Origin of the sequence: Enterobacter sp. BIDMC109 (assembly GCF_001037885.1) — a bacterium.
GTDB lineage: Bacteria > Pseudomonadota > Gammaproteobacteria > Enterobacterales > Enterobacteriaceae > Enterobacter > Enterobacter hormaechei_C.
Genome location: NZ_KQ090002.1, coordinates 1,062,810 through 1,087,615, shown reverse-complemented (window position 1 = coordinate 1,087,615; position 24,806 = coordinate 1,062,810). Strand labels below are relative to the sequence as shown.

The following is a 24,806-nucleotide window of genomic DNA, read 5'->3' as shown; positions in this document are numbered from 1 at the left end:
AGATGTTTACACCCCCATTTATTCTGTCGATTGCCGGCGGCGGTAGCACCTACACGCCAGGTATTGTGAAAAGCCTGATGGTACGTCTGCATGATTTCCCTCTGGCAGAGATCCGCCTGTATGACATTGACGAGGCGCGCCAGAACACCATTGCGCCCGTGGTGGAGAAGGTTATTCGCGACCACAGCCAGAGCATCAAATTCACCGTCACCAGCGACCCGGAAGTGGCCTTCAGCGGCGCGCATTTTGTTTTTGCCCAGATGCGCGTCGGACAGTACAAAATGCGCGAGCAGGATGAAAAGATCCCGCTGCGCCACGGGGTGGTCGGCCAGGAAACCTGCGGACCCGGCGGGCTGGCATATGGCCTGCGTACTATCCTGCCGATGGTAGAGCTGATCGATCGGGTGGAACGCTACGCGCACGAAAAGGCGTGGATCGTGAACTACTCCAACCCGGCGGCGATTGTCGCTGAAGGCGTGCGTCGCCTGCGCCCCAACGCACGCGTGCTGAACATCTGCGATATGCCGGTTGCCGCGATGCGCAATATGGGTGCCATTCTGGGCGTGGATCGCCATAAACTGGAGGTGGACTATTTTGGCCTCAACCATTTCGGCTGGTTTACTCGCGTGCGGGTGGACGGCGAGGACAAGCTGCCGGAGCTGCGTAAACATATCGCGAAGTTTGGCCTGCTGACGGAAGATGCCGCGAAAACCGACCCGCAGCACTCGGATCCGTCGTGGGTGAAAACCTGGCGCAACATCAAGCCGATTATGGATAACTTCCCGGAGTACCTGCCGAACCCGTATCTACAGTACTACCTGATGCCAAACCAGATTGTGGAGCATCAGAACCCGGACTATACCCGCGCCAACGAAGTGATGAACGGGCGTGAGAAAAAGCTGTTTGCCGCCGCCGAAGAGTACCAGCGCACCGGAATTTTACCGGACGCCTTCCACGTAGGTGTTCACGGCGAATTTATCGTCGATGTCGCCTGCTCACTGGCGTTCAACCTGCGCCAACGCCATCTGGTGATGGTGGAAAACCGCGGGGCGATTACCAACCTGCCGTACGATGCGGTGGTGGAAGTGCCTGCCTATATCACCTCCGAAGGGCCGGAGCCTGTCCGCGTGGGTCAGGTACCGCTGTTCCACCAGACGCTCCTGCAACAGCAGCTGGCCTCTGAACAGCTGCTGGTTGAGGCAACCATCGAAGGCAGCTACGAGAAAGCGTTGCAGGCGTTCACTCTGAACCGCACCGTGCCGACCATGGAGCACGCGAAAGCGATTCTGGATGAGATGATCGAAGCCAACCGCGACTACTGGCCTGCGCTGCAAAAGGCCTGGCTGGACGGTGAAGCGGTGAAAAAATAGGGGCTTGCTCGCGAGTTGAACGTGGTTAGCTTGTCGGTGTCAGAAAAAACACCGACAATCCTTTTTTACGGAAAAGAATGGAGGCAACCATGTCCACCTCATATTTTGTCGCTGCCGACTGGCTGATTGAGCACGGCGACGACCCGGAAGTTCAGATTATCGACGCGCGCATGGCCCCTCCGGGCCAGGAGCATCGTGACGTTCCCGCTGAATACCGTGCAGGGCACCTGCCTGGCGCGGTATTTTTTGATATCGAAGCCCTCTCCGATCACACCTCTCCCCTGCCGCACATGCTGCCTCGCCCGGAAGCGTTTTCCGTGGCGATGCGCGAGCTGGGCATCAGCAAAGATAAACATCTTGTTGTTTACGATGAAGGTAATCTGTTTTCCGCGCCGCGAGCGTGGTGGATGCTGAAAAACTTCGGCGTGGAAAAGGTATCGATTCTGGCGGGCGGACTTGCAGGCTGGAAGCGCGACGAACTACCGCTTCAGCAGGGTGACGTCACGCTGCCGGAAGGGGAATTTGATGCCACGTTTGACGCTAACGTGGTCAAGCGCCTGACCGACGTGCTGGTCGTGAGCCACGAAAACACGGCGCAAATCGTCGATGCGCGTCCCGCTCCACGTTTCAACGCAGAAGCGGACGAGCCGCGTCCGGGACTGAAACGCGGACATATCCCGGGGGCGCTGAACGTACCGTGGGGCGATCTGGTGTTTGAAGGCGAGCTGAAAACCACCGATGAATTGCGTGCCATTTTTGAACGTCAGGGCGTGGATTTGCATCGTCCGGTTATTGCCAGCTGCGGCTCCGGCGTGACGGCCTGCGTGGTGATCCTGGCGCTGGCAACCCTTGGCGCGAATGACGTGACTCTGTACGACGGCGCCTGGAGTGAATGGGGTGCACGGGACGATCTGCCGGTTGAACCGGCGAAATAATGGATAACCGCCTGGCAACGCTGTTAACGCGCGGATCGTCGCTGACCCGCGCGGAGTATCGCGTCCTCGCCCACCTCACTGAGCATCCATTGCTGGTGGGCAACATCACGGTGCGCGAGCTGGCGCAGGCGACATTTGTCTCTACCGCGACGATTATGCGGCTGTGTCAGAAGCTGGGGTTTAGCGGCTTTAGCGAGTTTATCTGGCACTGCAAGCAGTTGCTTTCTGACACGCCGCATATCACCGTACAGCCTGAGCAACATGCGGAAATGCCCGGGCTTTTTACCCGGTTCGTTGCCAACTATCAGCAGACCTTCCAGTGGGTCACTCAGGACAAACGCCAGCAGTTTGCCAGCCTGCTGCGCCAGAAAGAGAGCTTCTTTCTCTACGGCGCCGGGTTTTCGTACCTTTTTGCCGAGTACCTGACCAAGAAGTTGCAGGTGCTGGGAAAAACGGTGTTCATCTCCGGGCCGGGAGACAGCCGGAATATTTTTCTCAGCAACGCCGCGCGCTATCAGGTGTTTATTGCCGTTTCACGCAGCGGCGAAACGGAGCAGGTACTGGATAAAGCGCGGATCGCCAAAAACGTCGGCATGACGATCGTCGCGTTTACCCGCGCGTCGGCCAATACGCTGGCGGGTATGGCGGACGTGCATTTTGCCCTCTATGACGAAGCGGTACATTTCGCCGCCGAAGCCGCAGGGGTAACGTCGTTTGAGTCGAATCTGGTGCTGCTGATGGATTTACTGCTGCTGGAAGCAACGGGGTGAAGGTCACCCCGCCGTAATCAGATAATGCGGTTGGTCTTGAGATCGCGCAGGAAGCCGCCCCAGCGACGCTCGTAGAACGGGGTGATGTGCTCGGTAATAAAGTGGCTGATCCCCTTCTCACCTTTCTTCACCTGACAGATATCAATCGGCTCATCGCCCGGCAGGGTGTCGGTTGCCACGCTTCCCGCTGCCTGGATGATCTCGTCGATATCGCCGTCGGCCTCAATCCCTATCAGCAGAACAGGCTTTTCGTCAGCGCTCTCTTTGATGGAGCAGAGAAACGCGCGTTTTACCGGCTTGATGGTTTTAAACAGCGTGGTCAGGGAGTCAATCATCTGCGCGGGCGGCTCGGCCACTTCAGACAGCAGCAGCGTTTCGCCCCCTTCCAGCACCTCCTGAGTGCTGAGCGGGTTGCCCTCGTCACCAATCAGGTGGCTGATTTCGCGCGGAGTAAACTCTTTCCCGGTCGGCAGTTTGGCGTTGAGGAACAGCGTCTGCCCCAGGGTCATTTCGAACAACGTGCGCACCGGCATCACCACGAACGCCTGTTCGTCTTCTACCGCTTCCTGCAAGGCCTCGAGCGAAGTAAAGAACGGGATCACCGAGGTGCCGTCGTCTTTCTCCCAGTGCAGCAGATCCAGCGCGCTGTCTTCGACAACCTGCTCCCCTTCCGCCGCGGTGCCCGGCACCCAGACGGTGGATTCCAGCAGCGTGCGGAAAAAGGCCGGACGGTGGGCGGGTTCGGTCGCCGCCTGCTCCAGCAGGGTTTCTAATTCGTTTTTGGTTTCGGACATAACAATTCCAGATGATGCATTTCCCCCTCACCCCGGCCCTCTCCCTCAAGGGAGAGGGAGCAAACCATCCCCTCTCCCTGTGGGAGAGGGTTAGGGTGAGGGCAAAAAAGATTACTCAGCCGTCAGCAGGTTCGCCACGGTACGCACGCCCAGACCGGTCGCACCCGCAGACCACTGCTCAACCGCCGCTTTACGGTAGGTTGCGGAGCAGTCAATGTGCAGCCAGCCTTCATGGTAGTTCTCAACGAAGTGAGACAGGAAGCCTGCTGCGGTGCTTGCCCCCGCCGGGTACGCTGCGTTCGCGGTGTTGTTCAGCTCGGCGAAGTTGGACGGCAGCTGGCTGCGGTGGAACTCGGCCAGCGGCAGACGCCAGAACGGTTCGTTTTCCGCCGCCGCGCTGGCCAGCAGGCGAGCGGCCAGCTTGTCGTCGAAGCTGAACAGGGCGTGATAGTCGTTACCCAGCGCCGTTTTCGCCGCGCCGGTCAGGGTTGCCATGTCGATAATCAGCTCCGGCTTCTGCGCAGAGGCGTCGATCAGGCCATCGGCCAGCACCAGACGGCCTTCGGCGTCGGTGTTCATCACCTCAACGTTTTTACCGTTGCGGTAGCGAATGATGTCGCCCAGCTTGAAGGCGTTGCCGCTCACCATGTTGTCCGCGCAGCACAGGTAGAGCTTCACGCGCTTGTTCAGACCGCGGGTGATGGCGAACGCCAGCGCGCCGGTAATGGTGGCCGCACCGCCCATGTCGGACTTCATGGAATCCATGAACGCGCTCTGCTTCAGGCTGTAGCCGCCGGTGTCGAAGGTGATGCCTTTTCCGACCAGACAGGCAAAGACCGGCGCTTCTTTATCGCCGGTTGGGTTGTAATCCAGCGCCAGCAGGACCGGAGGACGCTCGGAGCCACGGCCCACGGTGTGGATGCCCATGTAGTTCTGCTCGCGCAGGTCTTCACCTTTGGTGATGCGGTAAGACATCTTGTCGCCCGCCACGCCGCACAGCAGGTCGACGGCGCGCTGCGCCAGCTGCTCAGGGCCTAACTCTTCCGCCGGGGCGTTGATGGTGTCGCGCACCCAGTCGATGATTTGCAGGCGGCTTTCCAGCTCTTTCTGACCGGCTTCGTCGAGGGTCGCCCACTCGATTTTGCGGGTGCCTTTCGGGCCTTTGTAGCCTGCGCAGAACGCCCAGCAGCGGTCGGTGTCCCACCCTTCGCCTTCCAGCGACACATGCTTAATGCCCAGGCCGTCAATTTTACGCGCGGCGCGCTGGATCAGGCCCAAATCATCATTGCCCGTCAGGTGCAGGGTAATACCGTCGTTGTTGATGCTGTAGGTGGCTTTTTCGCCCCAGCGTGAGTCGGCTGGCTGCGTGGAGAGCGTAATCTTCATCGCTTCGGTCATTTTATTTATCCTTATTAGCAACTAGCAAACGGGCCGCCTGAAGGCAGCCCGTTTATGTTATCTATTCTGCTTCATCTAACCAGACTAACAGAATCGCCTCCAGAATTTTTTCATTGGATGCGTTTGGATCGTCGTCAAAATCTTCCAGATCGCAAATCCACTGATGCATATCAGTGAATCGTACGGTCTTCGGATCGAGATCCGGGTTCGCGTCGTAGAGCGCCTCGCCGATTTCACGGCTGTCTGTCCACTTCAGTCCCATATCAATGCTCGCGTGCGTGGTTGATGGTGTAACGTGGGAACTCCACGACCAGATCTTCATCGGTCACCGCGGCCTGGCAGCTTAAGCGGCTGTCGGGCTCCAGACCCCATGCTTTGTCCAGCATGTCGTCTTCGTCTTCGGTGCTCTCGGCGAGAGAGTCGAAACCTTCACGCACGATGCAGTGGCAGGTGGTGCAGGCACAGGATTTTTCACAGGCGTGTTCCACTTCGATACCTGCACGCAGGGCAACATCGAGAATGGTTTCACCGGTCTTCGCTTCCAGAACAGCGCCATCCGGACAGAGGTCCGCATGAGGCAAAATTACAATCTTTGGCATATTAAACCTCGTCCACGGACTGGCCTTTCAGCGCGACGCGGACAGATTTGTCCATGCGGCGAGCAGCGAAGTCCTGGGTTTGTTTATCAACGTTTTTAATGGCTTCTTCTATTGCGTCAGCGTCATTGCCTTCGGCCACTGCGCTCAAGCGCGCGGCAGCATCGTCAATCACCTGACGCTCAGCGGCGCTTAACAGCGCGGCATCGGCAGCGAGCGCGCCGTTCAGGCTTTCCAGCACGCGTGCGGCTTCAACTTTTTGTTCAGCCAGCATACGCGCCTTCACATCCTGCTCGGCGTAGCTCATTGAGTCCTGAATCATGGAGGCGATTTCGCCATCGGTCAGGCCGTAGGACGGCTTCACCTGGATGGACGATTCCACGCCGGTCGATTTTTCCATCGCCGTGACGCTCAGCAGGCCGTCCGCATCCACCTGGAAGGTAACGCGAATATGCGCCCCGCCCGCCGGCAGCGCCGGAATTCCGCGCAGCGCAAAGCGCGCCAGAGAGCGGCAGTCCTGCACCAGCTCGCGCTCGCCCTGCATCACGTGGATGGACATCGCGGTCTGGCCGTCTTTGAAGGTAGTAAACTCCTGCGCGCGCGCCACCGGAATGGTGGTGTTACGCGGAATGACTTTCTCCACCAGGCCGCCCATGGTTTCTAAACCCAGAGACAGCGGGATGACGTCCAGCAGCAGCATTTCGCTGTCCGGCTTGTTGCCGACCAGGATATCGGCCTGGATAGCGGCGCCCACGGCAACTACTTTGTCCGGGTCGATAGAGGTCAACGGCGTGCGGCCAAAGAATTCGCCCACGCGCTCGCGCACCAGCGGCACGCGGGTTGAGCCGCCAACCATGACCACTTCCAGCACCTCGCTGGCCTCCACGCCCGCATCTTTCAATGCGCGACGGCAGGCCAGCAGGGTACGCTTAACCAGAGGCGCGATCAGTTCGCTGAACTGATTGCGGGTGATCTCACCCTGCCAGCCCGCAACGTTAACCGTGACCGATTGCGCGTCGCTCAGGGCGATTTTGGCGTCGATGGCCGCATCCAGCAGTTCACGCTGTACGCGCGCATCGCTGCGATCGCTGATGCCCGCCTGCTCGCGGATGTAGTCTGCCAGCAGATGGTCGAAGTCATCGCCGCCGAGCGCGGAATCCCCGCCGGTCGCCAGCACTTCGAACACGCCGCGGCTCAGGCGCAGGATTGAGATATCAAACGTCCCGCCGCCGAGATCGTAAACCGCAATCACCCCTTCCTGACCGGAATCGAGGCCGTAGGCAATGGCCGCCGCCGTCGGTTCGTTCAGCAGACGCAGCACATGCAGGCCCGCCAGACGCGCGGCGTCTTTGGTGCCCTGACGCTGTGCATCGTCGAAGTAGGCCGGAACGGTGATTACCACGCCGTCGAGATCGCCGCCGAGCGTCGCCGTGGCGCGCGCCGCCAGCGCTTTGAGGATGTCAGCGGAAACGCGAATCGGGTTCAGCAGACCGGCAGACGTCGCGATCATCGGCAGGCCGTTTTCGCTGGCCTGTAGCTGATACGGCAGATGCGGGTAACGGGTCTGGATATCAGCCAGCGAGCGGCCCATCATGCGCTTAACCGAGCTGATGGTATTGGCCGGATCGCGCGCGGCGTTAGCGCGGGCATCAAACCCGACCGCGTGACCCTGCTGCCGGTAGTGGACCACGGAAGGCAGCAGATGGCGGCCCTGCTCGTCAGCCAGCGTTTCCGCCTGGCCGCTGCGCACGGTCGCCACGAGGGAATTGGTGGTGCCCAGGTCAATACCGACGGCCAGACGACGCTGGTGCGGTGCGGCGCTTAAGCCTGGCTCACTAATTTGTAATAAGGCCATAATTGCTTCCGAAATTAAAAATCGAGCAGCTTTTCTTCGAGTTGTTCAGCACTGCTTCGCAGTTTATCGAGAAAACGGAGTTTGCGCACAGTGTCTGCCGCCACGTCCCAGGTCTCGTTGTTCAGTTGCTCCACCATCTGCTGATGGCGGGTATCGAACATGCCCTTTACGCGCGTGATAAAGCTTTCCAGGCGCGCTTCGTCTTTAGCCTGTTCAATTTCATCCAGCTCTTCGCGCAGCTCCAGCTGTTCCATCAGAAAGGCGGTGTCGCGCACGGTATGCTGTTCGCTCGCCAGATCGAAACCGTGGAGCGAGAGCAGATATTCTGCACGCGCCAGCGGATGACGCAGCGTTTGCCAGGCCTGGTTGATGGTTGCGGAGTGTGATACCGCAGCCAGCTGCTCTGCCTGCGTCCCGCTGGCGAATTTATCCGGATGGTACTGACGTTGGAGATCCTGAAAACGGACCGTCAGCGCCTGGAGATCGATCGGGTATTGAGCGGGTAGTCCGAAGAGAGTGAAGTAATCCATAACAATCTCAGGGGTAGCCTGTTAGAACAAACCCCACGCGTAGCAAAGCCACGGTGGGGTTTCGGATGACGCGCGGTTAAACGTGGAAGCTTTCGCCGCAACCACACTCGTCTTTGACGTTCGGGTTCGTGAATTTGAACCCTTCGTTCAGGCCTTCTTTTACGAAGTCCAGCTGAGTGCCGTTGAGGAATTGCAGGCTTTTGCCATCGACCACCACCTTCACGCCCTTGTCTTCAAACACGGTGTCATCAGACGCCGGTTCGTCAACAAACTCCAGTACGTAAGCCATACCAGAACAGCCGGAGGTACGTACGCCCAGTCGCAGGCCAAAGCCTTTACCACGGTTCGCCAGAAAAGAGCTTACTCGCGCGGCAGCGCTGTCGCTAAGGGTAATCGACATACTCAAACCTCAATTATTTTGCTTCACGTTTGCTTTTGTAATCCGCAATGGCGGCTTTGATCGCGTCTTCTGCCAGAATTGAGCAGTGAATTTTTACCGGCGGCAGTTCGAGTTCTTCAGCAATATCCGTGTTCTTGATTGCCTGTGCTTCGTCCAGAGACTTGCCCTTCACCCATTCGGTGACCAGGGAGCTGGAAGCGATAGCAGAACCGCAGCCGTAGGTCTTGAAGCGCGCGTCTTCAATGATACCTTCATTGTTGACTTTAATCTGCAACTTCATCACGTCGCCACACGCTGGCGCGCCAACCATACCGCTACCGACAGATTCATCGCTGTTGTCAAAAGAGCCAACGTTGCGCGGGTTCTCGTAATGATCGATAACTTTTTCGCTGTATGCCATGATTGAATTCTCCTTATGTACCGATTAGTGATGTGACCATTCAATGCTGTTCAGATCCACGCCCTGCTTGAACATTTCCCACAGTGGAGAAAGGTCGCGCAGACGGCCAATGGAGTTACGAACCAGTTTGATGGTGTAGTCAATCTCTTCTTCGGTAGTAAAACGACCTAAAGAGAAACGGATAGAGCTGTGTGCCAGCTCGTCAGTCATACCCAGCGCGCGCAGCACGTAGGATGGCTCCAGGCTTGCAGACGTACAGGCAGAACCGGAAGAAACGGCCAGGTCTTTCAGCGCCATGATCAGCGACTCGCCTTCAACATAGTTGAAGCTGACGTTGAGGATGTTTGGCGCGCCCTGCTCGAGATCGCCGTTCAGATACACTTCTTCCATATCTTTCACGCCGTCCCACAGACGGTTACGCAGCGTACGCAGGCGTGCCATCTCGGTTTCCATCTCTTCTTTCGCGATGCGATACGCTTCGCCCATGCCCACGATTTGGTGAACAGGCAGCGTACCGGAACGCATGCCGCGCTCGTGACCACCGCCGTGCATCTGTGCTTCGATGCGGATACGTGGCTTACGACGAACGTACAGCGCGCCGATACCTTTCGGACCATAGATTTTGTGACCGGAGAAGGACATCAGGTCCACTTTCAGCTGGCTCAGGTCGATAGGCAGTTTGCCCACGCTCTGGGTCGCATCCACGTGGTAGATGATGCCGCGCGCACGGCACATTTCGCCGATGGTTGCGATGTCCTGCACAACGCCGATTTCGTTGTTAACGTGCATGATGGAAACCAGAATGGTGTCATCACGCATGGCCGCTTCGAGCTCTTTCAGGTCGATGATCCCGTTGCTCTGCGGCGCCAGGTAAGTCACTTCGAACCCTTCACGCTCCAGCTGACGGCAGGTGTCCAGCACGGCTTTGTGTTCGGTTTTGCTGGTGATGATGTGCTTGCCTTTTTTCTGATAAAAGTTGGCAGCACCTTTGATCGCCAGGTTGTCGGATTCGGTCGCGCCGGAGGTGAAAACAATTTCACGCGGGTCGGCACCGACCAGGTCAGCAATCTGATTACGGGCGATATCAACCGCCTCTTCAGCATGCCAGCCAAAACGGTGAGAACGGGAAGCTGGGTTACCAAAGTTTCCGTCCAGGGTCAGACACTGCATCATTTTCTCGGCAACACGCGGGTCCACCGGCGTGGTTGCGGAGTAATCGAGATAAATCGGTAATTTCATTGCTCTATAAACTCCGTACATCGCTTCAATGCAAGGAATCAGGCAACCGGCTGGATGTACGACCGAGTACACGGGGCGAGCTAACGCCCCGGCCTGATTCTGAAATACTTATCTTTTTATTACGCGCGCAGTTTAACGTCGATTGCGTCCTGCGAACGGGTGCTGCGCTGTGATTCATGGCTTTGCTGACGACCCGACACGTCCAGAACTTCCTGGTTATTCACCAGTTCACCCAGGGTGATGTTGTTCAGGAAGCCGGTCAGACGGTCACTCAGATCGCGCCACAGCGCGTGGGTCAGGCATTTATCGCCGCCCTGACAGCCGCCTTTACCCTGGCAACGGGTCGCGTCGACGGATTCGTCAACCGCGCTAATCACTTCGCCAACCGCAATACTGCCTGCGTCTTTACCCAGCAGATAACCGCCGCCCGGGCCACGAACGCTGGACACCAGTCCGTTTTTACGCAGTCTGGAGAACAGCTGTTCCAGGTAAGAGAGGGAGATCCCTTGTCGTTCAGAAATATCAGCCAACGGAACCGGGCCCGCTTCGGAGTTGAGCGCAACGTCCAGCATCGCGGTCACGGCATAACGCCCTTTAGATGTCAGTCTCATGTCTTACTTAACCTCAAACTCGCCCCTGCCCGGGGTTTTTTATTGTAAAATGGGGGTATTGCATAGCAGGGCCAAGTCTGACATTCCTGACTAAATTGGTCAACTATTTACTTGACTGTTTTAGTCAGGTATTTAACCTTCTGTGCCGTATTTTGCCCGGCGGCGCTGCGCTTGCACGGGCCTACGGGCTTTGTAGGCCGGGTAAGCGCAGCGCCACCCGGCGAACACACTGCACTACTCTTTATTCTTCTGCTCAATCGACGCCAGAATCCCGCGCAGGATGTTCAGCTCCTGGCTTTCCGGACGCGCGCGGGTGAACATACGGCGCAGCTTGTTCATCACCTGACCCGGGTGGCCTTCACGGATAAAGCCGGTTGAGAGCAGCGTCTGCTCCAGATGACCGTAGAAGCGCTCGAGGTCGTCCACCAGCGGGTAGGCCGTCTCTTCTTTAGGTTCCACCGGTTTCTCCTGCGTCGCCAGCCATGCCATGCGCACTTCGTAGGCGAGCACCTGCACCGCCATCGCCAGATTCAGCGAGCTGTATTCCGGGTTGGCGGCAATCGCCACATGATAGTGACACTTCTGTAATTCCTCGTTGGTCAGGCCAACGCGTTCACGGCCAAACACCAGCGCAACCGGCGCCTGTTCCGCTTCTGAGATGCTTTTCAGGCCGCATTCGCGCGGGTCCAGCATCGGCCAGGGCAGCGTACGGGAGCGCGCGCTGGTCCCCACCACCAGGCTGCAACCGGCCAGGGCTTCATCCAGAGTGTCCACGATCTGCGCATTCCCGATCACGTCGCTGGCGCCGGCCGCCAGAGCAATAGCCTGAGAGTCTGGTTTCACCAGCGGATTCACCAGCCACAGGTTCGTTAAGCCCATGGTTTTCATAGCGCGGGCCACAGAGCCCATGTTGCCGGTGTGCGATGTTTCGACCAGCACGATTCGAATGTTTTGCAGCATAATTTTTAGATGTCTGGATTCAGTGTCTGAAGAATATTCGGGCATATTATCATAAACGAGAGACATAATCCGATCCCGCTGCTATACTCTGCGCCGATTTTCCTGTTCTTTAACATCCAGTGAGAGAGACCGATGCATCCGATGCTGACCATCGCCGTGCGCGCAGCGCGCAAGGCGGGTAATGTAATTGCCAAACACTACGAAACCCCAGACTCCGTAGAAACCAGCCAGAAAGGCAGCAATGATTTCGTGACGAACGTAGATAAAGCCGCAGAAGCGATTATTATCGAAACGATCCGCAAATCTTACCCGCAGCACACCATCATCACCGAAGAAAGCGGTGAACATGAAGGTACCGATCAGGATGTTCAATGGGTTATCGATCCACTGGATGGCACCACCAACTTCGTCAAACGCCTGCCACACTTCTCTGTGTCTATCGCAGTACGCATCAAAGGCCGTACTGAAGTCGCCGTTGTTTACGATCCAATGCGTAACGAACTGTTCACCGCAACCCGCGGTCAGGGCGCGCAGCTGAACGGCTACCGTCTGCGTTGCAGCAATGCACGCGATCTGGACGGCACGATTCTGGCGACCGGCTTCCCGTTCAAGGCGAAGCAGCACGCAACCACTTATATGAATATCCTGGGCAAGCTGTTCACCGAATGCGCGGACTTCCGTCGCACCGGCTCTGCTGCACTGGATCTGGCCTACGTGGCGACCGGCCGCGTTGACGGTTACTTTGAGCTGTCACTGAAGCCGTGGGACTTTGCGGCGGGCGAGCTGATCGCTCGTGAAGCTGGCGCGATTGTTTGCGACTTCACCGGCGGCCATAACTATATGTCTACCGGCAACATCGTTGCAGGTAACCCGCGCGTTGTTAAAGCCATGCTGGCAAACATGCGTGATGAACTGAGCGATGCGCTGAAGCGTTAATTCAGTCTGTTAAGCCCGGTGGCGCTACGTTTACCGGGCTTACAACACGCCTCAGGTACGGCTAGAAAGGCCGCAACCCCCTTCCCACCGGCACCGCGCTCATCCACATCGTGACCGCAGCTACCAGCAGAATCACCCCACCCGCCAGCGCCAGCGTCGTCCAGCCCACCTGTCGCCACAGCACCGGCGTTTTATTGCCGCTGAGTTTGACCGCCAGCTGACGGAAGCTGTGTACCAGCAACGCTAAAGACGAAATGGTGAGAGACGTTCCTGCCGCCATCGCCAGCGCGGACAGCATGCCCCAGCCAAACACGCCAATGACCTTACTGAACAGCAGAACCATGATCGCACCCGAGCACGGACGCATCCCCATTGAGAGAACAATCATCAGGCGCGCACGCCAGTCGTCACCGTTCTGTAATTGCTCCTGCGTCGGCAGGTGCTGATGCCCGCACCCGCAGTTTTCATGGTGAACGTGATGCGGCGTAAAGGCTTTGAATTGTGGTTTTTGCAGCAACGCGCGCAATTTTTTCAGCGCCCGCCAGCAGAGGATCAGCCCCAGCACGCCTACCAGCGCGTAACTTCCCTTCTCCAGCCAGAAGCTGCTCATATGCAGCTGGCGGGCCGGCAGCTGTAGCAGCGAAAGGACGACCACGACCAGCGCAATCGCCACACCGCCCTGAAGTAAAGAAGAAGCCAGCGTCAGGCCGATACTCGATTTCAGCTTCGACGGATGCGTGGCAAGCCAGGTCGTGATAACGATTTTGCCGTGCCCCGGTCCCAGGGCATGCAGCACGCCATAGATAAAGCTGAACGCCAGAAGAGCGCCGCCCGCTTTGGTCGGATTTTCCGCCACGGCTTTCAGCAGACCGCTCATCTGCTGATTAACTTCCCGCTGCCAGAGGATGCTTTTCACCATCACCTGCGGCCATGCCTGCCACAGCCAGAGCGCGCCGCCAACCGCTAACAACAAAAAAAGCGCCAGAGGCCAGAGGTGCAGCCAGCGACGCGGCTTACTGACGGGAGAGGAGATCACTGACATTGTAACGTCACCTCCTGCGCAAACTGTTTACCTAACTCCATGTCTTCAGGGGGCGCATCGTCTTTATCAAGAGAAACGGCAAAGTTCAGCATCTCTTCGCTGGGTTTCGGGGTGTGCACGGCAATTTTGCAGCTTTTTTGCAGCGCGTCCGGCAGCCGTACGTCGCTGTCATTGTCATAGCGCATGTCGACATAGTAGGTTGGGTCAAACGTGGAAAACGTGTACTTCTGCCCGGCCAGCGGTTGAGGGTGCGCCAGCGGAAGGATAAAGGTCAGCACCGCCTGATGACCGTCGCGGGTCATGCCGTACTCCGTGGGACGGTTAAGAAATTTAACCTTTTGTCCGTTGTGCCAGAACTCGGTGAAGTAGTGCTGACCCAGCACGTTGGCCATCACTTCCGCCGCCAGCTTTTTCCAGATCTCATCGCCGGGCTTTGCGTTTCCGGCATCGTACAGCAGGTCGGCGGAGGTGATTTCATCCATCGTCCAGCGCATCTTCAGGCCACTGAGCTGCGTGCCGTCCGTCACCAGTTCGGTTTTCAGGCTGATAAAACTGTGAGGATGTGCGCCGGCGGCGAAAGTGAAAACCGCCAAAAATAACGCTACCGCGCTTTGTTTAACTATTTGCATCTGTTCCTCACGTCAAAAATTCTGTGATGTTCGCCAGCAATCCTGAGTGAAATGCCTGCCGGTGCGCTTTTCAGCGCCCATCCTTTAGCTATTCTTATCAAACATTCACACTGGATACCCGACAGATGATGACGACGCTTGAAATTCCATCTGTGCTTTCCAGTTCGCAGCGCCGCTGCCAGGTGCTTTTGATGCTTTACCTGCCCGATGCTGCCGTCACCGCACAGAGCATAATCGCTGCCAACGGCGTGGACGACGTCATGGCACGGCAAGATATAGCCGAGACGCGCGATGAAATCCAGCGCTATCATCGCCTTGATATCGTCACGCACCATGATGGCTGCTACCGAATTGAGGGTTCCGCCCTTAATCAACGTTTGTGCCTGCTGCACTGGCTGCGCAGGGCGCTTCGGCTCTGTCCACATTTTGTTGCCCAACAGTTTACCCCTGCCTTAAAAACCGCGCTTAAACAGCACGGCATTGCCCGCCCGCTTTATGACGATGCGAACCTTCGGGCGCTTATCAACTTTTGTGCGCGCAAGCTTCAGCGCCAGTTTGAGTCCCGCGACGTACAGTTTTTACAGCTTTATCTGCAATATTGTCTGATTCAGCATCATCTGGGCAATACGCCAGAGTTTTCGCCCGTTCAGCGCAGCTGGACGCAGTCCCGAGGGGAATACTTTACGGCGCAGGAAATTGTCCGCCACTGGAAACGGCGCGTCCCACAGGGAACGCACAGCGATGAACAGCTGTTCCTGGCCCTGCTGTTTATGATGCTTCGCACACCCGACCCGGTGATGGATAAACACCAGCAGGATCAGCGCCTGCGTCGCGCTATCGTGCGTATGATTGCCCGCTTCCGGGCGCAAACCGGGATGAACTTCAGCGATGAGCAGGGGCTGACCGATCAGCTTTATATTCATCTGGCTCAGGCGCTGGACCGCTCCTTATTTGACATCGGCATCGACAACAGTCTGCCGGAAGAGATCCACCGTTTATACCCCCGGCTGCTGCGCACCACTAAAGAGGCGCTGTTTGAGCTGGAAGCCGAATTTGGTCTGCGATTCTCCGGTGAAGAGATGGCTCTGGTGGCGGTGATTTTTGGTGCCTGGCTGATGCAGGAGACCGACCTGCATGAAAAACAGGTGGTCCTGTTAACGGGGGAAGATAAAGCCTGCGAAGCGTTAATTGAGCAGCAGCTTCGCGAGCTGACGCTGCTGCCGCTCAATATTCGTTATCTTAGCCTGGAGGCGTTTAAGAAGGAGGGCGCCCCCCGCGAGGCGGCGCTGGTCATTACGCCTTATCCAACCGCCCTGCCGCTGTTCTCGCCGCCGCTCATTCATGCCGTTGAGGCCCTGAACACGCAGCAGCAGGAACATATTCGCGTTATGCTCGAATCATAGTTACGAGCGAGCAGCCACCTTTGGGCGGATGACGATGGCAGGTAAAGCGACCAGCGCCATCACCCAGAACACACCGTGCCCCAGGTGCTGATAGAGGAAACCGGCAAATACGGTCATCACCGCAATACTGCCGCCCATCGCCACCGCTGAATAGACCGCCTGAAGACGGATAACGTCCCCACCCTCTCGCGCCGCAATGTAGCGCATCGCCGCCAGATGGCACACGGTGAAGGTTCCGCAGTGCAGAATTTGCGCCACAATCAGCCACGGCAGCTCCGTCGTCCAGCCCATGATGCCCCAGCGCACCACGCCGCAAACGGCGGAAAGCAGCAGCAGGTCACGCGCCCCGAAACGACGGAAAAGTTTTTGGCTCAGCGCGAAGATAATGACCTCCGCCACCACGCCGAGCGACCACAGGTAGCCTACCGCAGAAGCCGAGTAGCCCGCCCCCTGCCAGTAGATGGCGCTGAAGCCGTAATAGGCCGCATGTGCCCCCTGGAGCAGACAGACGCAGGCCAGGAAACGCCAGCTTTGCGCCACCAGCGAGCGCCAGGCGGGCCAGCCGGCGCTCTCCTGATGGCGGCTTTCGCCCTGCGGCATTACCGACGGACGCAGCAACATACCGAGCAGCATCGAGGCGATGCCGAGCGTTAACAGCGCCAGAATGGCACGATAGTCATAGAGGCTGACCAGTTTCCCGACCAGCGCAGAGCCGATCACGAAGGCAATCGATCCCCACAAGCGCACGCGGCCATAGTCCATGGTGATCTGCTTTTGCCAGGTGTTCGCCAGGGCATCCGTCAGCGGCACTAGCGGGGAGAAGAACAGATTAAAGCCAACCATTACCACCATCAGCCAGGCAAACTGATGGCTGACCCAGAAGCAGGCCGCAAAGACCAGCGTCAGCAGGGCCAGAATTCGCACCGCTTTAATCAGTAAGGAGGGATCGCTGACGCGGGGCGCAATCAGCAGGCTACCCAGGAAACGTGCCACCAGCCCCGCGCCCAGCAGGATGCCAATGGTCTCAGGCGTCAGACCAATTCCCTTGAGCCAGACGCTCCAGAAAGGCAAAAAAATACCGTAACTAAAGAAATAGGTGAAATAGCTGAGCGCCAGCCAGCGCGTGGAATGCAAGACCATGAATCCCTCCCGAAATGGAGGCGATAGTCTGGCGTTAATCCCTGACTTTAGCAAGTCGTTAGCGCGCTATAAATTAACGATAAATTAACATCATGGACAGCCGGTCGGCGTATGGCGAGAGCGGCAAAATTGTATTACGTTTAAAGAACATCGCCTGAAGAGGTCGTTTGCCATGAACAACTTACGTTATTTCGATTTCGGCTCCTCTCGTTCTTTCCTGCTTTTAATTGCCCGCATTGCTATTGTGGTCCTGTTTATTATTTTCGGTTATCCCAAGCTGACGGGGTTTAGCGGCACCGTTCAGTATATGACGTCGCTCGGCGCCCCCATGCCCATGCTGGCCGCCATTGTTGCGGTGGTGATGGAAGTCCCCGCCGCGATTCTGATCGTGCTGGGCTTTTTCACCCGCCCCCTCGCGGTGATCTTTGTCTTCTATACGCTGGGAACAGCGGTGATTGGTCACCACTACTGGGATATGACGGGCGATGCGGTTCTGCCAAATATGATTAACTTCTACAAAAATGTAAGTATCGCTGGCGGCTTTATTTTGCTGGCGATTACCGGGCCGGGGGCCATCTCCCTCGACCGACGTTAGCCCATAAAAAAAGGCCGCATGAGCGGCCTTTTTCAGTTCTGCGACGCAGAGAATTATGCGTACACCGGGAAGCGTGCGCAGATGTCCAGAACTTTACCTTTAACGCGCTCGATAACCGCGTCGTCATTGATGTTGTCCAGAACGTCACACATCCAGCCCGCCAGCTCTTTCACTTCCGCTTCTTTAAAGCCACGGCGAGTTACGGCCGGAGAACCGATACGGATACCGGAAGTCACGAACGGGCTCTTCGGATCGTTTGGCACGCTGTTTTTGTTGACGGTAATGTTGGCGCGACCGAGGGCTGCGTCAGCTTCTTTACCGGTCAGGTTCTTATCAACCAGGTCCAGCAGGAACAGGTGGTTTTCAGTCCCGCCAGAGACCACTTTGTAGCCACGGTTCAGGAACACTTCCACCATCGCTTTGGCGTTTTTAGCAACCTGCTGCTGATAAACCTTGAACTCTGGCTCCATCGCTTCTTTCAGCGCGACGGCTTTCGCGGCAATAACGTGCATCAGCGGGCCGCCCTGGGCGCTTGGGAACACGGCGGAGTTCAGCTTTTTGTACAGCTCTTCGTCACCGCCTTTCGCCAGGATCAGACCACCGCGTGGACCCGCCAGGGTTTTGTGGGTAGTGGTGGTCACAACGTGCGCATGTGGAACCGGGTTCGGGTAAACGCCTGCCGCAATCAGACCGGCAACGTGCGCCATGTCGACGAACAGGTACGCACCGATGCTGTCAGCGATTTCACGCATTTTTGCCCAGTCAACGATGCCGGAGTAAGCAGAGAAGCCACCGATGATCATCTTCGGCTTGTGCTCTTTGGCCTGCTTCGCCATGTCTTCATAGTCAATTTTACCGGACTCATCAATACCGTAAGGGATGATGTTGTACAGTTTGCCAGAGAAGTTAACCGGGGAGCCGTGAGTCAGGTGGCCGCCCTGCGCCAGGTTCATACCCAGAACAGTATCGCCCGGCTGCAACAGCGCGGTGTAAACAGCGAAGTTAGCCTGAGAGCCAGAGTGCGGCTGGACGTTCGCGTAGTCAGCGCCAAAGAGTTCTTTCGCACGGTCAATCGCCAGCTGCTCAACGATATCAACGTATTCGCAACCGCCGTAGTAGCGCTTGCCCGGATAACCTTCAGCATATTTGTTGGTCAGCTGAGAACCCTGCGCCTGCATTACGCGCGGGCTGGTGTAGTTTTCGGAGGCGATCAGTTCGATGTGCTCTTCCTGACGTACTTTTTCCTGCTCCATAGCCTGCCACAGTTCGGCATCATAATCGGCAATGTTCATTTCACGCTTTAACATCCGCATCTCCTGACTCAGCTAACAAGTAAATTTTTGGCCTGAAAAGGCAGTCCTGTTGGACGACGGGCAACAGTATAACTGAATAGTTCTGCGATAACAGGTCTTGACAAACGATTTTACGCAAACGTTTACCTCCACGCCACGCAAGGGTTTGAGCAATAAAGCTCTCGCCATTTTCAACGGATTTCTTTTCAGCTTTGTGATGCATATTTTTCACGATGCAAAGAACCATTTACATTGCAGGGGTATTTTTATAAGATGCATATAAAATACATCATTAAAGTAACATCAGAAGGAAGCTGCTATGCTCGACGCCCAAACCATCGCTACCGTGAAAGCCACAATCCCCCTGCTGGTTGAAACGGGTCCTAAACTGACCGCCCATTTCTACGATCGCATGTTCGCGCATAACCCGGAGCTCAAAGAGATTTTCAACATGAGCAACCAGCGTAACGGCGATCAGCGCGAAGCGCTGTTTAACGCTATTGCCGCCTATGCCAGCAACATCGAAAACCTGGCGGCTCTGCTGCCTGCGGTGGAAAAAATCGCCCAGAAGCACACCAGCTTCCAGATCAAACCTGAGCAGTACAACATCGTCGGCAGTCATCTGCTGGCAACCCTGGACGAAATGTTCAGCCCGGGCCAGGAAGTACTGGATGCCTGGGGTAAGGCCTATGGCGTACTGGCAAACGTATTCATCAACCGTGAAGCGCAGATCTACAGCGAAAACGCCAGCAAGAATGGCGGCTGGGAAGGCACGCGCGCCTTCCGCATCGTTGAGAAAACCCCGCGCAGCGCACTGATCACCAGCTTTGAGTTTGAGCCAGTGGACGGTCAGCCGGTTGCCGATTACCAGCCGGGCCAGTATCTGGGCGTCTGGCTGAAGCCTGAAGGCTTCCCGCACCAGGAGATTCGCCAGTACTCCCTGACCCGCAAGCCAGACGGCAAAGGCTATCGCATTGCGGTTAAACGTGAGGAAGGCGGTCAGGTATCCAACTGGCTGCATAACGAAGCCAGCGTGGGCGACGTGGTCCATCTGGCGGCACCGGCGGGCGATTTCTTTATGGCCGTTGAAACGAATACCCCGGTGACGTTGATCTCCGCAGGCGTAGGTCAGACGCCAATGCTGGCAATGCTGGATACGCTGGCGAAAGCAAACCACAGCGCGCAGGTTAACTGGTTCCACGCGGCGGAGAACGGTGATGTGCACGCCTTTGCGGATGAAGTCAAAGCGCTCGGAGCGACCCTGCCGCGTTTCACCGCGCATACCTGGTATCGCCTGCCGACGGAGGCAGACCGCGCAGCGGCTCGTTTCGACAGCGAAGGCCTGATGAATTTAGGGCAGCATGAAGGGGCGTTCAGCGCACCGGGGATGCAGTTCTACGTTTGTGGGCCAGTAGCGTTTATGCAGTATGCCGCGAAGCAGCTGGTAGACCTGGGCGTGAATAAAGACAACATTCATTACGAATGTTTCGGCCCGCATAAAGTGCTGTAATCGCCCGGCGGCGCTGCGCTTGCACGGGCCTACGAAGGGTTTTGTAGGCCGGGTACGCGCAGCGCCACCCGGCAAGAATGTTAAATCGCCGCGTCGTCTTCTTCGCCGGTACGGATACGGATCACACGCGCCACGTCAAAGACGAAGATTTTCCCGTCGCCAATTTTGCCGGTCTGCGCCGTGCGGATGATGGTGTCCACACAGGTATCGACGATATCATCGCTCACCACGATCTCGATTTTCACTTTCGGCAGAAAGTCCACCATGTACTCTGCGCCACGGTATAGCTCGGTGTGGCCCTTCTGACGACCAAAACCTTTTACTTCAGTTACGGTCATCCCGGTGATGCCTACTTCTGCCAGCGCTTCACGTACATCATCCAGTTTGAAAGGTTTAATAATCGCATCAATCTTTTTCATGGTGGGTCCTTAAACTCTTGCCAGTAAGCAGCCTCGTAATCGGTTGCTCACAGTATCATATTCAGGCGAATTTTGCGGTATTACTCTTTAAAATCGTTCGCTTCCAGCTCGTGGCGTGAGAGCAATTTATAAAACTCGGTACGGTTACGCCCGGCCATGCGCGCCGCATGGGTTACGTTGCCTTTGGTGATTTGCAGCAGCTTGCGCAGATAGTTCAGCTCGAACTGGTTTCGCGCTTCCGCAAAAGTCGGCAAGGCCGTGTTTTCCCCCTCGAGGGCCTGCTCCACCAGCGCATCGCTGATCACCGGCGATGACGTCAGCGCCACGCACTGCTCAATCACGTTCACCAGCTGACGTACGTTGCCCGGCCAGCTTGCGGTCATCAGACGTTTCATCGCATCGGTGGAGAACGCGCGCACGAAGGGTTTGTGGCGGTCAGCGGCCTGGCGCAAAAGGTGATTTGCCAGCAGCGGGATATCTTCCGCACGCTCGGCCAGCGCCGGGATTTTCAGGTTGACGACATTCAGTCGATAGTAAAGATCTTCACGGAACTCGTTGCGCGCCATCACCTTGGGTAAATCGCGATGGGTAGCGGAAATAATACGCACGTTGATATCGATATCGCGGTTGCTGCCAAGCGGACGCACTTTTCGCTCCTGCAACACGCGCAGCAGTTTGACCTGCAACGGCGCGGGCATATCGCCAATTTCATCAAGAAACAGCGTGCCCCCCTCAGCCGCCTGGAACAGCCCTTCACGGCTGCTCACCGCGCCGGTAAAGGCGCCGCGGGCATGGCCGAAGAGCTCAGACTCAAGCAGCTGTTCCGGCAGCGCGCCACAGTTGATGGCAATAAAGGCATTTTTACTGCGTGGGCTGGCGTTGTGGATCGCCTGGGCCAGGATCTCTTTCCCGGTCCCGCTCTGGCCGTTGATCAGCACGCTAACGTCGGATTGCGCCACCATCCGCGCCTGTTCCAGCAGGCGCAGCATCACAGGGCTACGCGTCACGATGGATTCACGCCAGGCGTCGTCGCCGGATGGCGCCGCGTGCTCAAGGGCGCTGTCGATCGCTTTATAGAGGGCGTCTTTATCCACCGGTTTGGTGAGGAAGCTGAATACCCCCTGCTGCGTTGCGGCCACCGCATCAGGAATAGATCCGTGAGCGGTGAGGATAATCACCGGCATCCCGGGCTGCTGCTTCTGGATCTCCGTGAACAGTTGCAGGCCATCCATTTCATCCATGCGCAAATCACTGATCACCAGATCGATTTTCTCGCGGCTGAGCACTTTCAGCCCCTCCTGCCCGCTTTCAGCGGTGACCACGCTGTAGCCTTCGCTGACCAGACGCATTCCCAGCAGCTTTAACAGCCCGGGATCGTCATCCACCAGTAACAGATGGGCAGGTTTACGGCTTGTCATGGCTTCACATCCTCTTGTTTCGGCGTCTCACTGTCTGGCGTCGTGGCAGAGTTGCCTTTCGACCCATCGGGCAGATAGCTGCCTGCCGGCTTACGCGTCGAGAGCTGTCTTTCGATATCGGTCAGATTTTCGAGCTTGCGGGTGGTGGTTTCCAGCTGCTCGCGCAGCGACTCCTGCTGCTGGCGAAGCGCATCAAGCTCGCTGTCGCTCGACTGCTGCAATTTGCTGTAGCGGAAACGCTCTTCAGACAGCTGTAATTGCAGGGTTTGTCCATCCCGCCAGAGCTGATAGACCGGGCGCACCTGCGGGGGAATATTGATCACGTAAGTATCCAGCCGCGTCACGTTGGCGCGGCGTTCGACAGGCGTGATTCTGGCATCCGCCATCACGATCCCACGTTTAAACGCGTCCTGCCAGGTATCGTCCACCAGCATCGCCGCCTGGGCACGGGCCTCGGCGGGCGCCAGCCGCTGGGCGCAGTCTATTCCGCGCAGCCAGAACAGCGGATTGGATTCAACATCACGCCCCGACAGGTTCCAGATATCATCGCAACGTGTTGAAAGGAAATCGGCCAGCTGTTTTTGCGGCCATTTATCTTCCTGTTTGTGGCTAATTGCACTTTTCGGCGCATGGGTTACACAGCCGGCCAGCAGTAAGCAGGGCAGGCTCAGGCGCACATTTTTGCTGGAAAACACCGCGCGCAGTGCGCGGTAAAAGACGTGTGACATACTCACCAGGTTGTTATTCATTTCATTGATTTTTCCGGCTCAAGAGGCAGTTCGATACGAAAACAGACATCGGCGCGTTCATCACTCACGATGTTAAGCTCACCCTGCATGCGTCGTATGCAGTCGCGGGCAATACTCAGCCCCAGACCACTTCCTTTTACCGCACCTTTTCGCTGATGACTCCCCTGGAAGAAGGGCTCAAAGATCATCGTTTTTTCATCATCCGGAATCGGGCTTCCCGTATTCGCTACGTCAATACATACCCGCGAACCGTTGTTATTGCTTCTGATATAAATGGTACCGGATTCAGTACCATAGTGCACCGCATTGGAATAAAGATTATCCAGTACGCTCATTAACAACATCGGCTCTGCCAGGCAGGAAGGTGCATTGAGATCCACCTGGGTATGCATCATTTTAGCTCTTGCTGGCAGGCTATGGGCGGAGATCACCATGTCCACCAGCGGTTCAATCTCAACGCTTTCAAGCACCACAGCACCATCCGCCAGCTTGCGGTTATAGTCCAGCAGTTGTTCAATAAGTTTTTGTAAATTGCGGCTACTGGCATCCAGAATCGCCACGATCTCTTTTTGCTCAGGGGTTAACGGCCCCGCTACTTCGTCTGCCAGCAGCTCCGTGCCTTCACGCATACTGGCCAGCGGTGTTTTGAGTTCGTGTGAGATATGGCGCAGGAACTGATGACGCTGCGATTCCAGCCACGCCAGGCGTTCAGAAAGCCAGATGATACGCTGACCGACCGAGCGCAGCTCGCGCGGGCCTTTAAAAACAACCGTATCCCCGAGAGATTTGCCCTCCCCCAGGCGGTTAATCATCCGCTGGATCCCCTTTACGGGGCCGATAATCATGCGGGTAAAGAGCAGTACCAGCCCAAGGCTGACGAGGAACAGCACCAGCGCCTGCCAGCCGAAGAACTGGCCGCGCTCGGCAATCTCCTGCTGGAGTTGCTGCCCACGGGAAAAGATAACCGTACGGGTGGACTGCACCATCTCCGTATTGGCGTTCGCGAAGGCTTCAAGTCGGGCGGCGGCGGCGGCATCAGGACCGCTGTTTTTGCACTGGAGCTGCGCCAGATCGTTCAGATCCTGACGCAGCGCCTGATAGAGTTTGTCATCCGGCAAGACCCCGGCATGGGCATCCAGCATTTCGCTGTAGCGTTTACGCTGGTTCTGATAGACCCTCTCCAGCGTGCGGTCGTCCAGCACGCAGTACTGGCGATAGCTACGCTCCATCTCCAGCGCGGCGTTGGTCATTGCCTCGCTACGGCGGGCATCAATAAGCGTGGTGCGGTTAGTCAGGGCCGCCTGGGCACTTAACGCATTCAGGCTTTGCCATGCCTGCCACGCCAGAACCAGCAAAGGTAGCAGGATCAGCAGGAAGGCCATCATAACGAGCTGTCGCAGGGAGCGAGGGAAAGCGGGCCAGCGTTTCAACACATTACTCTCATCATCCGGGTTTGAGGAGAGCGTAACTGAGTCTGCCCTTCAGATACAACAAAGCCGGGTAAAAACCCGGCTTTGTCATGGAATAAGGCGGTGCCTAACTCGACGTTTCGCCCTGGCCTGATAAAGCATTGCAATAATCAGTAGTTGGACGGCAGGCACCTTTTTGTGCGTCATTCGAAGTTTATGTAGCACGTCCCGAAGGGGCTGACATAAGAAGGTGAATGAGCCACTGGTTACTATTATGCAACGCGCGTGCCAGATTGCAAAAATTGATACTATCCTTATGATTAATAATTGTTTTATTATTAAAATGCATTGATTGTCAGGTGAATGATTTCCAGGCTAAGTGTCGCTATTAAGCAACACCTTAACG

The 24,806-nt window shown here is 56.9% G+C and carries 26 protein-coding genes; 7 read left to right on the top strand and 19 right to left on the bottom strand.

The window, feature by feature from the left end; translation table 11 throughout:
- Nucleotides 1–2 precede the first annotated feature (2 nt).
- The 3 genes from SK62_RS05255 to SK62_RS05245 all read left to right on the top strand — a co-directional run bounded on the left by SK62_RS05255 (nucleotide 3) and on the right by SK62_RS05245 (nucleotide 3,075).
- On the top strand, nucleotides 3–1,370 hold the full coding sequence (locus SK62_RS05255) for a 6-phospho-alpha-glucosidase (RefSeq protein WP_015572163.1): 1,368 nt from the start codon (nucleotides 3–5) through the stop codon (nucleotides 1,368–1,370).
- An 89-nt stretch (nucleotides 1,371–1,459) separates the two neighbouring features.
- Nucleotides 1,460–2,305, top strand: coding sequence for a 3-mercaptopyruvate sulfurtransferase (gene sseA / locus SK62_RS05250; RefSeq protein ID WP_017383536.1), 846 nt, complete (start codon nucleotides 1,460–1,462; stop codon nucleotides 2,303–2,305).
- Entirely contained in the window at nucleotides 2,305–3,075 is a 771-nt protein-coding gene (locus tag SK62_RS05245; RefSeq protein WP_048249334.1) for a MurR/RpiR family transcriptional regulator, read from the top strand. The genes sseA and SK62_RS05245 overlap by 1 nt, the downstream gene beginning before the upstream one ends.
- A 17-nt stretch (nucleotides 3,076–3,092) precedes the next feature.
- Here the strand turns inward: SK62_RS05245 and sseB are convergent, their stop codons facing one another.
- The 11 genes from sseB to trmJ all read right to left on the bottom strand — a co-directional run bounded on the left by sseB (nucleotide 3,093) and on the right by trmJ (nucleotide 11,858).
- On the bottom strand, nucleotides 3,093–3,869 hold the full coding sequence (gene sseB / locus SK62_RS05240) for an enhanced serine sensitivity protein SseB (protein WP_023325069.1): 777 nt from the start codon (nucleotides 3,867–3,869) through the stop codon (nucleotides 3,093–3,095).
- Nucleotides 3,870–3,980: 111 nt separating this feature from the next.
- A complete protein-coding gene (gene pepB / locus SK62_RS05235; RefSeq protein WP_047719324.1) occupies nucleotides 3,981–5,267 on the bottom strand; it encodes an aminopeptidase PepB in 1,287 nt (428 codons plus the stop codon).
- A gap of 61 nt (nucleotides 5,268–5,328) precedes the next feature.
- Nucleotides 5,329–5,529 carry a Fe-S cluster assembly protein IscX gene (gene iscX / locus SK62_RS05230; protein ID WP_003860650.1) on the bottom strand — a complete coding sequence of 67 codons (201 nt, stop codon included), beginning with the start codon at nucleotides 5,527–5,529 and terminating at the stop codon, nucleotides 5,329–5,331.
- A gap of 1 nt (nucleotide 5,530) precedes the next feature.
- Nucleotides 5,531–5,866 (bottom strand): ISC system 2Fe-2S type ferredoxin, encoded by a 336-nt coding sequence (gene fdx / locus SK62_RS05225; protein ID WP_003860652.1) that lies wholly within the window; start codon nucleotides 5,864–5,866, stop codon nucleotides 5,531–5,533.
- Nucleotide 5,867: 1 nt separating this feature from the next.
- Nucleotides 5,868–7,718: a Fe-S protein assembly chaperone HscA gene (hscA, locus tag SK62_RS05220; RefSeq protein ID WP_047719325.1), complete on the bottom strand. Its 1,851-nt coding sequence runs from the start codon at nucleotides 7,716–7,718 to the stop codon at nucleotides 5,868–5,870.
- A gap of 14 nt (nucleotides 7,719–7,732) precedes the next feature.
- Nucleotides 7,733–8,248 carry a co-chaperone HscB gene (hscB, locus tag SK62_RS05215; protein ID WP_003860657.1) on the bottom strand — a complete coding sequence of 172 codons (516 nt, stop codon included), beginning with the start codon at nucleotides 8,246–8,248 and terminating at the stop codon, nucleotides 7,733–7,735.
- A gap of 76 nt (nucleotides 8,249–8,324) precedes the next feature.
- Nucleotides 8,325–8,648, bottom strand: coding sequence for an iron-sulfur cluster assembly protein IscA (iscA, locus tag SK62_RS05210; RefSeq protein ID WP_003860659.1), 324 nt, complete (start codon nucleotides 8,646–8,648; stop codon nucleotides 8,325–8,327).
- Nucleotides 8,649–8,661: 13 nt separating this feature from the next.
- Nucleotides 8,662–9,048, bottom strand: coding sequence for a Fe-S cluster assembly scaffold IscU (gene iscU / locus SK62_RS05205; protein WP_003860661.1), 387 nt, complete (start codon nucleotides 9,046–9,048; stop codon nucleotides 8,662–8,664).
- A 24-nt stretch (nucleotides 9,049–9,072) separates the two neighbouring features.
- A complete protein-coding gene (gene iscS / locus SK62_RS05200; RefSeq protein ID WP_003860663.1) occupies nucleotides 9,073–10,287 on the bottom strand; it encodes a cysteine desulfurase in 1,215 nt (404 codons plus the stop codon).
- Nucleotides 10,288–10,406: 119 nt separating this feature from the next.
- Entirely contained in the window at nucleotides 10,407–10,898 is a 492-nt protein-coding gene (gene iscR / locus SK62_RS05195) for a Fe-S cluster assembly transcriptional regulator IscR (RefSeq protein WP_015572158.1), read from the bottom strand.
- Between the two features lie 234 nt (nucleotides 10,899–11,132).
- The gene (gene trmJ / locus SK62_RS05190) at nucleotides 11,133–11,858 is read right to left on the bottom strand and encodes a tRNA (cytosine(32)/uridine(32)-2'-O)-methyltransferase TrmJ (protein ID WP_047719331.1); all 726 of its coding nucleotides are present in this window, start codon (nucleotides 11,856–11,858) and stop codon (nucleotides 11,133–11,135) included.
- A gap of 132 nt (nucleotides 11,859–11,990) precedes the next feature.
- Here trmJ and suhB point away from each other — a divergent pair, with 132 nt between their 5' ends.
- On the top strand, nucleotides 11,991–12,794 hold the full coding sequence (suhB, locus tag SK62_RS05185; protein ID WP_003860668.1) for an inositol-1-monophosphatase: 804 nt from the start codon (nucleotides 11,991–11,993) through the stop codon (nucleotides 12,792–12,794).
- A gap of 61 nt (nucleotides 12,795–12,855) precedes the next feature.
- On the opposite strand, the gene SK62_RS05180 is transcribed toward suhB, so the two are convergent.
- Both SK62_RS05180 and SK62_RS05175 read right to left on the bottom strand, forming a co-directional pair.
- A complete protein-coding gene (locus SK62_RS05180; protein ID WP_047719326.1) occupies nucleotides 12,856–13,836 on the bottom strand; it encodes a nickel/cobalt transporter in 981 nt (326 codons plus the stop codon).
- The gene (locus SK62_RS05175) at nucleotides 13,827–14,465 is read right to left on the bottom strand and encodes a DUF1007 family protein (RefSeq protein WP_047050318.1); all 639 of its coding nucleotides are present in this window, start codon (nucleotides 14,463–14,465) and stop codon (nucleotides 13,827–13,829) included. The genes SK62_RS05180 and SK62_RS05175 overlap by 10 nt, the downstream gene beginning before the upstream one ends.
- Nucleotides 14,466–14,590: 125 nt before the next feature.
- Here SK62_RS05175 and csiE point away from each other — a divergent pair, with 125 nt between their 5' ends.
- Nucleotides 14,591–15,868, top strand: a complete 1,278-nt coding sequence (gene csiE / locus SK62_RS05170) for a stationary phase inducible protein CsiE (protein ID WP_032649100.1) — start codon at nucleotides 14,591–14,593, stop codon at nucleotides 15,866–15,868.
- Here csiE and SK62_RS05165 read toward each other — a convergent pair whose 3' ends face one another.
- Complete coding sequence (locus SK62_RS05165) at nucleotides 15,869–17,008, bottom strand: 3-phenylpropionate MFS transporter (protein WP_032669382.1); 1,140 nt, start codon at nucleotides 17,006–17,008, stop codon at nucleotides 15,869–15,871.
- Nucleotides 17,009–17,180: 172 nt separating this feature from the next.
- Here SK62_RS05165 and SK62_RS05160 point away from each other — a divergent pair, with 172 nt between their 5' ends.
- A complete protein-coding gene (locus SK62_RS05160; protein WP_015572152.1) occupies nucleotides 17,181–17,603 on the top strand; it encodes a DoxX family protein in 423 nt (140 codons plus the stop codon).
- 53 nt (nucleotides 17,604–17,656) lie between these two features.
- Here the strand turns inward: SK62_RS05160 and glyA are convergent, their stop codons facing one another.
- Nucleotides 17,657–18,910: a serine hydroxymethyltransferase gene (glyA, locus tag SK62_RS05155; protein WP_003860678.1), complete on the bottom strand. Its 1,254-nt coding sequence runs from the start codon at nucleotides 18,908–18,910 to the stop codon at nucleotides 17,657–17,659.
- Nucleotides 18,911–19,214: 304 nt separating this feature from the next.
- Between glyA and hmpA the strand changes: the two genes are divergently transcribed.
- Complete coding sequence (gene hmpA, locus SK62_RS05150) at nucleotides 19,215–20,405, top strand: NO-inducible flavohemoprotein (protein WP_023304225.1); 1,191 nt, start codon at nucleotides 19,215–19,217, stop codon at nucleotides 20,403–20,405.
- Between the two features lie 80 nt (nucleotides 20,406–20,485).
- On the opposite strand, the gene glnB is transcribed toward hmpA, so the two are convergent.
- The 4 genes from glnB to qseE all read right to left on the bottom strand — a co-directional run bounded on the left by glnB (nucleotide 20,486) and on the right by qseE (nucleotide 24,421).
- Entirely contained in the window at nucleotides 20,486–20,824 is a 339-nt protein-coding gene (gene glnB / locus SK62_RS05145) for a nitrogen regulatory protein P-II (protein WP_003860685.1), read from the bottom strand.
- 80 nt (nucleotides 20,825–20,904) lie between these two features.
- A complete protein-coding gene (gene glrR / locus SK62_RS05140; RefSeq protein WP_015572150.1) occupies nucleotides 20,905–22,242 on the bottom strand; it encodes a two-component system response regulator GlrR in 1,338 nt (445 codons plus the stop codon).
- Entirely contained in the window at nucleotides 22,239–22,991 is a 753-nt protein-coding gene (gene qseG / locus SK62_RS05135) for a two-component system QseEF-associated lipoprotein QseG (protein WP_015572149.1), read from the bottom strand. The genes glrR and qseG overlap by 4 nt, the downstream gene beginning before the upstream one ends.
- A complete protein-coding gene (gene qseE / locus SK62_RS05130) occupies nucleotides 22,988–24,421 on the bottom strand; it encodes a two component system sensor histidine kinase QseE/GlrK (protein ID WP_032672084.1) in 1,434 nt (477 codons plus the stop codon). Before qseE ends, qseG begins: the two co-directional genes overlap by 4 nt.
- Nucleotides 24,422–24,806: the final 385 nt, after the last annotated feature.